12 protein-coding genes are annotated in these 12,567 nt (G+C 57.1%); 1 reads left to right on the forward strand and 11 read right to left on the reverse strand.

Annotation, left to right across the window (positions count from 1 at the left end):
• From BO74_RS19575 to BO74_RS19590, 4 genes are all read right to left on the reverse strand, one after another.
• Positions 1-414 (reverse strand): DAK2 domain-containing protein (locus BO74_RS19575; protein ID WP_496444752.1); only part of this gene is annotated, 414 nt, incomplete at its 3' end.
• Positions 415-430: 16 nt separating this feature from the next.
• The gene (locus tag BO74_RS19580; protein ID WP_496444754.1) at positions 431-1,429 is read right to left on the reverse strand and encodes a dihydroxyacetone kinase subunit DhaK; all 999 of its coding nucleotides are present in this window, start codon (positions 1,427-1,429) and stop codon (positions 431-433) included.
• Positions 1,430-1,460: 31 nt separating this feature from the next.
• On the reverse strand, positions 1,461-2,435 hold the full coding sequence (gene denD / locus BO74_RS19585; RefSeq protein WP_496444843.1) for a D-erythronate dehydrogenase: 975 nt from the start codon (positions 2,433-2,435) through the stop codon (positions 1,461-1,463).
• 200 nt (positions 2,436-2,635) lie between these two features.
• A complete protein-coding gene (locus BO74_RS19590) occupies positions 2,636-3,664 on the reverse strand; it encodes a TRAP transporter substrate-binding protein (protein ID WP_496444845.1) in 1,029 nt (342 codons plus the stop codon).
• A gap of 182 nt (positions 3,665-3,846) precedes the next feature.
• On the opposite strand from BO74_RS19590, the gene BO74_RS19595 reads away from it, so the two are divergent.
• A complete protein-coding gene (locus BO74_RS19595) occupies positions 3,847-4,794 on the forward strand; it encodes a LysR family transcriptional regulator (protein ID WP_496444847.1) in 948 nt (315 codons plus the stop codon).
• Positions 4,795-4,948: 154 nt separating this feature from the next.
• On the opposite strand, the gene BO74_RS19600 is transcribed toward BO74_RS19595, so the two are convergent.
• From BO74_RS19600 to BO74_RS19630, 7 genes are all read right to left on the reverse strand, one after another.
• Positions 4,949-6,070: an SMP-30/gluconolactonase/LRE family protein gene (locus tag BO74_RS19600; RefSeq protein WP_496444849.1), complete on the reverse strand. Its 1,122-nt coding sequence runs from the start codon at positions 6,068-6,070 to the stop codon at positions 4,949-4,951.
• 488 nt (positions 6,071-6,558) lie between these two features.
• Positions 6,559-7,383 (reverse strand): N-acyl homoserine lactonase family protein, encoded by an 825-nt coding sequence (locus BO74_RS19605; RefSeq protein ID WP_496444851.1) that lies wholly within the window; start codon positions 7,381-7,383, stop codon positions 6,559-6,561.
• 66 nt (positions 7,384-7,449) lie between these two features.
• On the reverse strand, positions 7,450-8,442 hold the full coding sequence (locus BO74_RS19610; RefSeq protein WP_496444853.1) for a substrate-binding domain-containing protein: 993 nt from the start codon (positions 8,440-8,442) through the stop codon (positions 7,450-7,452).
• 42 nt (positions 8,443-8,484) lie between these two features.
• Complete coding sequence (locus tag BO74_RS19615; RefSeq protein ID WP_496444855.1) at positions 8,485-9,489, reverse strand: ABC transporter permease; 1,005 nt, start codon at positions 9,487-9,489, stop codon at positions 8,485-8,487.
• Positions 9,489-10,460, reverse strand: coding sequence for an ABC transporter permease (locus BO74_RS19620; RefSeq protein WP_496444857.1), 972 nt, complete (start codon positions 10,458-10,460; stop codon positions 9,489-9,491). The genes BO74_RS19615 and BO74_RS19620 overlap by 1 nt, the downstream gene beginning before the upstream one ends.
• The gene (locus BO74_RS19625) at positions 10,447-12,111 is read right to left on the reverse strand and encodes a sugar ABC transporter ATP-binding protein (protein WP_496444859.1); all 1,665 of its coding nucleotides are present in this window, start codon (positions 12,109-12,111) and stop codon (positions 10,447-10,449) included. Before BO74_RS19625 ends, BO74_RS19620 begins: the two co-directional genes overlap by 14 nt.
• Before the next feature lie 278 nt (positions 12,112-12,389).
• On the reverse strand, positions 12,390-12,567 hold a 178-nt coding region (locus BO74_RS19630), incomplete at its 5' end, for a transposase (RefSeq protein WP_496444861.1).

A 12,567-nucleotide genomic window follows, 5' to 3' on the forward strand; every position in this document is an offset into this window, starting at 1 on the left:
CACCAGCGTGTCGATCAGCGTCTTGTCGCCGACCTTGGCGCTGCCGACCGTCTCCACGCCCTCAACCCCGGCAGCCAAGGCTTCACCGAACAGTTGCGCGTCGAGCGTCTCCTTGCCGGACAGCGTCTCCGCCAGCCCCATAAAGAAGCTGCCGTACAGCGGTCCCATCGAACCGCCGATGCCTTCGAGCAGGGTCATCGCCAGCGCATCCAGCCCTTCGGCCAGGCCCGGCAATTCCGGTTTGGCGCGCAGCGCGTCGCCACAGATCGTGAAGCCTTTGCTCATGTTGATGCCGTGGTCGCCGTCACCGATCAGCCCGTCGATTTCGGAGAGATAGGCGCGGTTCTCGTTGATCGTGTCGACAAGGTCGAGGACGATCTGGCCGGCCTGCTTCAGTGCGAGTGTCTGTGTCATTTGTGTGTGTCTCCCGTTACTTCCTGGTGATGCCGATCGAGGCGCACGGGGTCTTCATGAAGCCTTCGAGCTGATCGTCGAGCTTCAGCACGGAGAGCGTGACGCCCATCATCTCCAGCGAAGTGAAGAAATTGCCGACCAGCGGCACGGCGACGGTGATGCCGGCTTCGCCGAGGTACTTCGCCACGCTGGCGTAGAGGATGTACTGCTCCATGACCGGGGTGGCGCCGAGACCGGAGATCAGCACGGCGACGCGGTCGCCCTGGGCGAACGGCAGGTCGGGGAGGACGGTGTCGACCATGATCCTGGCCATCTGGTCGGCCGGGACGATGTCGGTGACGTTGGTTCCCGGTTCGCCGTGGTGGCCGATGCCGACTTCCATCTTGCCGTCGGCGATGTGGAAGTTGGCGTGGCCGACCGCCGGGATGATGCAGGAGGTCAGGCCGATGCCGATGCTGCGGGTGTTGTCGATGGTCTTCTGGGCCACCGCGATGACGTCGTCGAGCGAGCCGCCCTGGGCGGCACAGGCGCTGGCGGTCTTCCACATCAGGATTTCACCGGCGACGCCGCGACGCTTGGCTTCGTCGCCCTTCGGAGCGGACGGTACGTCGTCGTTGGCGACGACGGTCTTGACCGGGATGCCGGCGCGTTCGGCCATCTTGATGGCCATCTTGACGTTCATGTTGTCGCCGGCGTAGTTGCCGTACAGGCAGGCGACGCCCTGGCCGCCGTCGGCGGCCTTCATGGCGTCGAAGAAGCTCTTGGCGGTGGGCGAGGAGAAGATCTCGCCGACGGCGACGGCGTCGACCAGGTTTTCGCCGACGTAGCCGAGGAAGGCCGGTTCATGGCCCGAGCCGCCGCCGGTGACGATGCCGACCTTGCCGGCAACCGGCGCGCAGGCGCGCTTGATCACGCGGGGGTTGTCGGCGGCCGCGGCCAGTTCGGGGTGGGCGGCAAGAATGCCCACGAGCATGTCTTCGACGACGAGATCCGGATTGTTGATGATGCGGTTCATTGCTTCTCTTTCTTTTCGATATCCGACGGGTTCAGACCTTGATGCCCTGGTCCTGGATATAGCCGCGGATGATCGATTCGACATCCTTGTCTGCGGAGAAGCCCATCTTCAACGCACGGTCGTTTTTGAAGCGGGCCGGCCAGGAGAGGACCAGCGCCTCGATGCGCGGCTCGGGCTTGATCTCGATGAGGTCAGCCACCTTGTCGCCGGCGATTTTGCGCAGCGTGTCGATCATGTCGCCGACCACCGCGGTGTTGCCCGGCAGGTTGATCACGCGGTTGACACCCCACGCCGAGGACGGCAGTTCGTAGGCATGAATCAGCGACGCAACGACCTTAGCCGGCGAGAGCAACCAGATCTTCGCATCACGCCCGACCGGACAGACCGAAGGCACGCCGTTGAGCGGTTCGCGGATGATGCCGCTGGCGAACGACGAGGCGGCCAGGTTCGGCTTGCCGGGACGCACGGAGATGGTCGGCAGACGCAGCGAACGGCCGTCGATGTAGCCCTTGCGCGAGTAGTCGGTGACGAGGTATTCGCAGATGACCTTCTGCGCACCGTAAGAACCTTGCGGATTCGGCGTCGTGCCGTCGTCGAGCACTTCCGGCAGTTCGCCGCCGAAAACGGCGACCGAGCTGGTGAAGACAAAGCGCGGCGGCTTGGCCTGCTTGCGGCTGGCGTCGAGCAGGCCGCGCGTGCCGTCGAGGTTGACCTTGTAGCCGAGTTCGAAGTCGGCTTCGGCGCCGCCGCTGACCACCGAGGCCAGGTGGAAGACGGCACCGGTGTCACCGCCGAGCGCGGCTTCGACGCAGGCGAGGTCGTTCAGGTCGCCCTTGACGCACTTCAGGCGGGAATCGATGTTCTCCGGGAACGCCATGTCGAACAGGGTGATCTGGGAAATCGGCTCCTGCGCGCCCTCGGCGTTCGCCAGCGTGCCCTTGTTGAGCAGCGCCAGCGCCAGTCGATATCCGACAAAACCGCCACCTCCGGTAATCAGCACTTTCATTTCACTATCTTCCGAAAAACAAATTTGAGAGAAGTCGTCTTATCCAAAGCACTGCCCGAATGAAATTCCTTCATTCGACAGAGGGAAAAACGCTTGTTGGGGAAAAAGAAACCCCATCGGCCGCCGGCCTAAGGGCCTCGGCGGCAATTTGATCGATGGGGTTGGGGGCGAAACTACCTAGTACGGACTGCCACGAGAATTCAGCTTCCCCGGTATTTCTTCAGCGCTTCGAAGACCAGGTTGGGTCCTTCCTTGTCGTAGGTGGCAAGGTTCTTGTCATATACGGACTTGACCTTCTCCACGAATTTCTCGCGCTCCTGTTTGCTGAGATCACTTACAACCATGCCTCTCTTCTTGAGCGACTCCAGCGCCTTGTCATCAAGAGACTTGTTCGCCTCACGCTGGATTTTCCGGGCTTCGATGGCGGCTTCACGCAATACCGTCCTCTCGTCATTGCTCAGCTGATCCCAGAGTTTCTTGCTGTAGAGAACCAACCACGGGGTGTAGGCGTGACGGGAGGTGGTGAGATACTTTTGCACTTCGTACATCTTGTTCGTTTCGATGTCGACATACGGGTTCTCCTGTCCATCGACCGTCTTCATCTCAAGTGAGGTATAGAGCTCCGGTTTCGGCATCGGGACCGGGTTTGCTCCCCATTCGCGGAAGGAGTCGATAAAGATATTGTTCTGCATCACGCGAATCTTCAACCCGGATACGTCGTCAAATTTGGCGACAGGACGCTTGCTGTTGGTCAAGTTGCGGAAGCCGTTTTCCCAGTACGCCAGGTTGATAAGCCCGTTTTCCTCCAGCCGCTTGTTGAAATAGTCGCCTGCCGGGCCGTCAAGAACCGAGTAGGCTTCGCTTTCATCTGCAAAAAGAAATGGCAAGTCGAACATGCCCAACTCCTTGATCATGCCGACCAAGGGAGAGCTCGAGGTGATGACCATGTCCAGTGTGCCCCCGCGCAGAGCCTGCACCGACTGAGCGTCGCCGCCGAGAACGCCGTTGTAATACCCCATCAGCTTCATTTTTCCGCCGGATTTCTTGCTCATCACCTCCTGCATCTTCTTTACCCCAACGGATACGGGATTCGTGTCCGGGACGCCGGCTGATATCCGGATTTTCCGCTCTGAAAACTGGGCGAAAGCGGTTGTTGATGCGGCGCAAAGGCAGACCATAAGCGCGGTGAAAACACTCTTGCGAATAAACATTAACGCCTCCGAATACATTAGTAAGTTTGACCATCCGTCCTGGGAAGGAGCGACTGTTGTTGTGCTGAGTAGCATCGTGTTGTGGTCCGATCGCATCAGCCGGAAAAATCGTAAGCCCCTGAGGTATATTTTAATAATTGTATTAATGTATAAATTGATTCGAAATTTGATATCACTGAGTGCAAAGGTGTTGCTCGTTTATGACAAAGAACAGCGGTAATTCGGAATTCGATTTCCGTCCCCTGAAGATTTCAAGCCGGCAGGTGATGCTTTTGAACGCGCTGGATGAGCATCGAACGATGCGGCGTGCCGCCCTTGCGATGCACACAACGCAGCCGACCGCGAGCATCCTTCTGCAGCAATTGGAATCACGACTCAACGTAAAACTGTTCGAACGCCGTCCGCGCGGCATGGAGCCGACGATTTTCGGGGAGGTTCTGATCAGGTATGCGCGGGGCGTGAGTCACGATTTTGAACATGCGGAAGCCGAAATCGCAGAACTGGCGAAAGGAGCGCTGGGATTCGTTCGTATCGGGAGTGTTGTCGGAACCGTTCCGTCGCTTCTCACCCGTCGGTTGCTCTCGTTCAACAAGGCACACCCTCTCGTTCGGATATCCATTGATGTTGCCACTAGCGACACATTGCTACCGCTCCTGATCCGAGGCGACCTTGATCTCGTTCTTGGGAGGTTGCCAGATCAACTTGACAAGCAGGATCTCATCATTGATTTCTTCGAACACCCCGAGCGCATGAGCGTCATCGCTCGACCGGGGCACAAATTGGCCAAGAAAAAGAAAGTTGGCTTAAGCGAATTGACGTCCCAAACCTGGATTCTTCATCCTGTCGGCAGTCCGATGAGGTTGAGAATCGAGGCGGCGCTCCAACGACACTTCAGTTCTTCGATGTTGAATATCGTCGAGACCAGTTCGCTTCTGGCGACTACTTCGCTTATCGAAGCGTCGGACATGATTTCCGTTGTTCCCTATGATGTGGCCATGCATTATTCGAAGTACGGCCTTGTAACAATTCTCGCCGTCGATTTGCCTGTATCTCTGGTCAACCTCGGCGTGATTACAAGGAAAGAAAAACCCCACGCTCCTGCTGTCATGGAATTTCTGCGCTGCTTAAAAGACCCTTCGGCTATTTAAAGTCGTTGCCGGTGCCGGCATGAACGGAAAGAAAGTGTGGCAGAACAACAGTGGAGTGGAGTTTCCCCCGGCTACTTGTCGTGACAGGAGTGCCAAGTCGCGGCAGTCCGCTGTCCTCGCTGGGCCAGCGGACTGTGTGAGGGAGCGTTACGCGTTATGTAAGTGCGTGCCCCACGGCATTGACATAAACCGCATAGATGGAGGTGCTTCCGGTCATGAACAACCGGTTACGCTTGATGCCGCCGAAGCAGAGGTTCGAAACGACCTCAGGCGTATGGAGGAAGGCGAGCAGTGTTCCGTCCGGATGATGGACCCGGACCCCGTTGGTATCCACACCGCCCCAGCCCCAGCTGCACCAGATGTTGCCGTCGGTATCGCAGCGGATGCCGTCGGTGAATCCGGGGGCGAAGTCGGCGAGGATGCGCGGGGACTTGAGTGTCGTGCCATTGACCTCGAAGACGATGATGTTCGCGGGGTACTGTGATCCGTCGGTGGCGCCAGTGTCTGCGACATACAGCTTCTTGAAATCCGGCGAGAAGCACAGCCCATTGGGCCGGCGCATCGGCCCCTCGGCGGCAACGGTGACTTTTCCGGCGGGATCGATCCGGTAAACGCGCGATGCCGGCAGCTCGAAGTCCGCCTTGTGTCCCTCGTACGGACCCATGATGCCGTAGCCCGGGTCGGTGAAGTAGATCGAACCGTCCGGATGGACGGCTGCGTCGTTCGGGGCGTTCAGCTTCTTGCCGTCAAAGCTGTCGCAGAGAATCGTCCAGGTGCCGTCGTATTCCCGCCGGCGCACCCGCCGGGTGTCGTGTTCCATGGCAATCAGGCGCCCCTGATTGTCGCGTGTGTGGCCGTTTGAATAACCCGACTCGGTCTGGAAGACGCTGACGTGGCCATCTTCCTCGTTCCAGCGGAGAACGCGATGATTCGGGATGTCGCTCCACAACAAGCACCCCCAGTCGCCCATCCAGACTGGGCCTTCGCACCACAGCGCGGCATCGTGCCCATTGCCGTGCCAGATGCGCTGCAAGGTTGCGTTGCCTTGGCGGCCGGCGAAGCGTTTGTCGAGAACTTCCCACGCGGGTTCTGGGTAGGTCACGGTCGATTCCCCCGTCCAGTCGCGGTCGCGGGCGAACTTGTCGGTACCGGCAAAGGCGCTTGTCGCGAGCAGCGACGCGGACGCGGCCGTTGTGGCAAGGAAACTGCGCCGGGACAATCCGCTGGATGTGGGAGCGTCGATATCGACGGGGTGTTTCACTGACGTTTCTTTCATGTGTTCCCTCCTTGTTAGTTGCGTCTTCGCATTGCGTCAAAGCGGAAAATGGGCTTGCCCTCGGAACAAAGCAGCACCGGTGGCGCAATGACGGTAGCAAGGTAGGGGTGCGCGGTGAAGGTGAAATTACGCAGGTTGAGAGTGGATCCCCGCAAGTAGTTTGCGGATTCTCCAGCCAGTTGACCACCCGTTGGTACTGGAACTGACCGGACATCCCCATCGCGTCTGACTTTGGCTCGACCCGGCCAAGAGCGGAAATTTGCCACGGCCCGATCGCTGCCATTGAGACGGCGGCTGCACGCCGAAATCCGCCATATCACTTAAGCGAGCAATTCGATCACTGCCTGAACTGCCGGTCAGTAGCAAATTGTGAGAATTAGGTAGGCCACAAGTAGCCGGCCGACAATCTGGAATTTCTCGAAACCCTTCGCTTACCGAGCCTCAGCAATTCGCGATAAGTCGAGCCGGCGACACATGTGGCTAAAAACCTATCGATAACATCCCTGAGTTGACTTAATCAGCGAAGCGAATTGCTGAGCATCGTGCCCAAACCACACTTGTGCGCCAAGTTCCTCGGCCATCCGGCGGATGCGAGCGGTGGAATTGGCCCAACCTACGGTGTCGAAGACGACGCCAGGGTAACGTGCAGGAGGGCCGTAATTTTCTGCGGTATAGACGGCATCCGAAACAAGGAGAACGTGCCCGGTTTCTGGCAGGTTGACGTGCAGGCCGAGCATTCCGTAAGAATGTCCGGGGCCGAAGTTCAGTACTCGCACCCGCTCGCTCAGGTTAAAGTCGGCTTCGTTCCGCCCAACAAGGTGCCAGTTGAGTGCGCTCCGAATCCACTGGTCGGTGTCGTCCCAAATGTAGGAATCCATTTTTCGCCCGAGCGCATAGGCACGGATGCAGGCAGCGAACTCATCCTCGTGGACTATCAAACGAGATTTGCCGAAGAATTCAACGCAGCCGGCATGGTCGTTATGCATGTGAGAGAGAACGACATCATCGATATCGTCAGGCCCTAAGCCGAGTGCTTTAAGTCGCTCCGGCAGGCAGCATTCCGAACCGCCAAAGAAGGGAACCTCATCTTGGAACTGAGTGGGCCAGCGGCCGGTCGGTCCCATCGCAGCTGGGTTACAGCCGGTGTCAAAAAGAAGACGTCCGTGTTCGTGCTCGATCAAGAAGGCGGAGATCGGAAATTCGTGAAATATACAAGTCGGTGCAGGTGCGCTATTGGTAGCGAATGAGGACTTCTGCACGAGCAAATTTTTGTCAGCCTTGAGTGTGCCGAGGTCGAGAACATGCAGCTTCATCGAGGACTCCATAAAAATACCGCGACCAGCATCGCGCCGGTCGCGGGTGTCTGGCCTAAATCATGCCTAGAAATTGAACTTGTCGACGTTGTCCTTGGTGAAGGTCATAACCGGCAACGCTATAGACAGGTTGATTTTGTCGGCCTTTGGCGTGAACGTACCCATGCGCCCAGCCTTGAACGGCTTGCCAACGGCAACACCCTCAGTGAGCAATTGGCGAGCCGCGTAGACGGTCAGATAACCATGATCAGGTGCGCTCCAAAGCAATACGCTCTTTACGCTGCCTTCTTTGAGGTAGCCGCGCATCATGTTGGGTAGCGCATTGCCGACAACAGCGATTTTTCCCGCTTTGCCCGCCTGTTTCACCGCATCAACTGCGCCCGGTACGTTAGGCACTCCAAGCGCAATAATGCCCTTGAGCGTGCGTTTGCTCTTGATGAAGTCTTGAGCAATCTTGAAAGCCTTTTCCGTGCTCTCACCCGCCGGACGGGTGTCAAGAATCTTCAACTTGGGATATTTGGCGGCAACGGTCTTCTTGATGGCTTCTATCCAGAGCGACTGGTTTGGCGCAGTGAACGTTGTAGTGATGATGCCGATGTCTGCTTGCGGGCCGGTCTCCTTGACCATCGCCTCGACCAGGCCAGCACCGAATTCATCGTAGTCAACGAGATTGACGAAGAAGTCACGGAAATTTGCATCGCCATCCCAAGTCATGACCTTGATGCCGGCCGCACTTGCTTTTTTAAGTACCGGGGCAATAGCCACCGGGTCGTTGGATGCGACAGCGATCAGATCGGGCTTGGTTGTAATGATGCTTTCGATCATTTCGATCTGCTTTTCAACCTGCGCCTGTGTTGGTCCAGTCCACGTCACCTCGACATCAGGGAGTTCCTTGACCGCTTCGTCGATGCCACCTTTTACAGCGTTGTAATAGTCAATGCCGATGACCTTCGGCATGATGACGATCTTGTATTTGTCTGCTGCATGGGCACTGAATGGAGCAGCGAGACAAAGCGTCATCGCGGCAATAGTGGTTTTCAAGAACATCCGTTTTTTCATCTGACTCTCCTGAGGTGAGGTGATTCAAGAAATGCGACGGACTCAGTTGATACGAGTATCTGTCGCCGTGCGTAAATTGAAAAGCTCGCGGAACAGTCCAGTCAGCCGCCCGGATGCGACAGCCAAGATCAGCACCACACCAATAAGGATGGCCTGAATCTCTGAGGGAATAAAAAGCATGGACAGGCCCATGCGTAGGACGCCAATAATCAGCAGTCCGAGCAGCAAACCCGGCACGTTGGCCGAACCGCCGGAGAGGGAGGCGCCAGATAGGACGACCACCGTAATTGCGTCAAGCTCGAGACCTACACCGAAGTCCGCCTTGGCGCTGCTTACGCGCGCCGTGAAAACGAGGCCAGCGAGACCGGAAAGAGCACCGCACGTTGTATAGACTAGAGTCTTGACCTTGGAAACGGATAAGCCGGCGAGTCGAGAAGCTGTTTCATTATTGCCAATCGCAAAGAGTTTGAGGCCAGCGGTCATGCGTCGCAGGAGTGCCAGCACGACCAACAGAACAGCGAGAAACAGCCAGAACTGGACGGGAACGCAAAACAAATCAGCCTGCCCGAGCCAATAAATCGATTCTGGCATGGCGAACGAATGTCCGCCTGAGAGTCCAAGAGCGAGGCCACGGAAAACCGCCATTGAGGCGAGAGTCACGATAATTGCAGGAATGCCGGCCCGCGTGACGACAAGTCCATTGAGTGTCCCTGCTACTAATCCCGATGTGATTGCTAGTAAAGCAGCTACGGCGATAGGCAAGCCCGAGTCAGCGGCCAGACCGGCAACAATGCCGGCCAGAGCCATCATCGCGCCGACAGAAAGATCGATTCCTCCCAAGAGGATGACCAGCAGCATGCCGACACTGACGATGCCCACCTCGGAAACCAGGCGTGCGACGTTGGCAGCCGACGCAAAAGTCAGGAAGTACGGCGAAGTGAGACTGAAAGCAATGATTTCGGCAAATAGTACTGCCAGTAGCAGCCGATTGAACGCTGCATGCGAAGTCGGTGCGAACGAATGTTTCCGAAGAATCGTCGTGCTCATCAGGCAGCCCTCCCCGTCATTAACGCAAAGATGCCCGGCAACTTTCCGGATCGTTGCAAGGTGTAATAGACGACAGCGAGAAGAATCAACGCCCCCTGCACGGCTTGTTCCCAGATGGCGTCAACCCCCAGGAAGATGAGGACTGTTCCGAGTGTGCTGATCATCACTGCGCCGAGTAAGGTGCCAAGGAGAGTGCCACGGCCGCCGAATATATCCGCTCCTCCGAGTACGACCGCAGATATAGCGACAAGCTCAAACCCTTGGCCTGTATTGGATTCGACGGCTCCGAAGCGGCCAGCGTAAATGACCGAAGCCAGCCCGATCATCGCCCCACAAAGCGCAAACGCTTGAACTTGTGTCCTTGCCACGTTAATGCCCGATATGCGCGCGGCTTCCGTATTGCTACCGACGGCGTACATCTGGCGACCTGTTTGCCGTTGCGTGAGCAACAACCACATCAGCAGCAACATGATGCCGACCGTGATGCTGGATGCGGGGATGCCCCATAAGCTTCCGTCTCCTATGAATCGGAAGTCGGCGGGTAATCCGGTGATCCAGACGCCTTGTGTCCCGACAATCATCAGTCCGCGATAGACGTTTAGCATCCCTAACGTCACCACGATCGAATGAACCTTCAGGCCGGCAACGAGAAGCCCGTTGACCGCCCCCATCAGCGCGCCAAGAAGGACAGACAGCGGGATCAGCCAGACTACCGGTACGCCGCTTTTTGCCAAGGCTCCGGTCGCAGCGCAGCAAATTGCCAGGATGGCTCCCACCGAGACGTCGATTTGCCCAATCAGAATCACCGCAAGCATGCCCATGCCGGCTACAGCGACGTAGGCAGAATTGGCGGCAATATCGAAAAAATTCTGTCCCGAAAAAAACTCCGGTTCGACGAATGCCATGACAACACAAATGACGCCGAAGAACGCCAGTATGGATAGCGCGGGCTTCTGGTCAGTGCTGAGCATGTTTCGTCTCCTCTGCCTCGATTTCCTCGTTTTCTCCTGCAATGGCGCCCAACAACGTTTTGGAGGAAGTGCCGCGAGGGAATTCGGCAATGATCCTGCCTTTGCGCATGATCAGCACGCGGTCAGCAATCCGTTCGATTTCGGGCAGGTCCGACGAGGCAACGAGCACAGCCATGCCTGCTGCTACGGCATCGTCAATGACGCGATGAATTTCTTCTTTGGCGCCGACGTCGACCCCTTGCGTAGGCTCTTCGATCAGGAGGAGGCGCGGGCGTGCCAGCAACCAACGTCCCAGTACCAGCTTTTGCTGGTTTCCGCCCGAAAATGAAGATGCTGGCAAGTCTGGATTAGGGGGGCGAACCTGCAAACTTGAGAACATGGCTTCGGCTCGCTGTTGCATGTCCGCGAAATCAATTAGTCCGTTGTGTGAGAGGGATGGCAGTGTTGCCAGTGACAGGTTGACGGTGGCTGGCAACTCGCGCACCAGTCCTTCCTTCTGTCGGTTCTGTGGGACAAATCCAATGCCTGATTGGGCGTGTTTTCCGGCGTGAGGTGTGTGCGTCTCGCCATCAATGCGGATCTCGCCGTGATTGATTGGCTCAAGACCGAGTAGGGATCGCATGAGTTCGTGCCGGCCGGAGCCGATCAGTCCAGCAAGGGCTACGACCTCACCTGTCGCAACCTCAAAGGTGACGTCCTCAAAAGCTCTTGTACGCGCGAGTTGATTGACGGAGAGCAATGCCTTTCCCGGTGTGCGTTCGGGACAGCGGACGTTCTCCTGAAGTGCGTGGCCAATCATGCGCTCGACGATCCATGCTTGGTCGATACTCCCGATTTCGCTCTGTCCGACGATCTGTCCGTCGCGCATGATCGTTACCTCATCGGCGAGACGGAAGATTTCGTCAAGATGGTGCGATACGTAAATGATTGCTGTGCCAGCGGCCTTCAAAGCGTCTACGACCCGGAAAAGTCGCAATGCCTCCCCGGACGACAAGGCGGCAGTTGGCTCGTCCATGATCAGGACGCTTGCATCGACTACCAGTGCCCGTGCAATCTCGACAATTTGTGCGGAGGATCGGTCAAGCGAATCAACTGTTGCGTCTAACGGAAGATGAACTCCAAGTCGGTCTAGAACCTCCTGTCCAGTTGCTCGCATTCTTTTCCAGTCGAGGTTCCCAAAGCGTGTGCGCAGGTACTGGCCGGTGAAAAGGTTCTCAAGTACTGTCAGTGAGGGGAAAAGACTGGTCTCCTGATAGATCGTGGCGATACCCAGTTGGCGAGCCTGTGCAGGCGTAAAACGCTCATAGGTCACTCCTGCCAAGGTCAGGCGTCCGTCGTCTGGCGAGTATGCACCGGAAATGATCTTGATCAGGGTGCTTTTGCCTGCGCCATTCTCACCGAGAAGAGCGTGTACGCGGCCTTTCCCTAACAGGAAGTCGACCCCACGAAGTGCTTTTACACCTCCAAAGGTTTTGCTGATTCCGGTACATAAAAGCGCTGCTTGGGGCGAAGTGACTGCGGTAGAGAGACTGCCGTTGTCCGTTACGGAAACAGCGTGCGTGGTGGCATTGTTGGCGCAAGATCGCACAGCATGCCCCCCAAGGTGAATCGATAGCTCCAACTCGACCTCCTGTGTAATTCTTTTGTTCAATCGATTCTTCTCTGATGCTTACTGCTCTTCAAGTGATAGTTTTTCAATGACCCCTGAATTATCTTCACCCCAAGTTCTCAAGAAAGACGGGGGCTGATTTATTCCCTTGTCTGATTGGAGCATTGCGGCGACCGGAAATAGTTAGGGAAACGCCGAACAAGCCACTGAAAAACTTGGCGGCGCTTCAATATTGAGCCGAAATGGTGAAAGAAATCGATTTTTCATCGTATAAGTCGCCGGCTTTGGGCACGGATGCGGGGAATTTCCCCGTATCCGGCTCATGCCGGACGCACCTCTCCTGTCAGAGGTCTGCCCCATTTGTTGAGATTGATCATCGCCAGCATGGCGAAGGCCCGGTTGGCGTTCTTGGCGAGACCGCGATAACGCACCTTGGCAAAGCCCCAGAGACGTTTGAGCGTCAGGAAGGGATGCTCGACCTTGGAACGAATACTGGAC

It is taken from the genome of Propionivibrio pelophilus DSM 12018 (genome assembly GCF_059569095.1).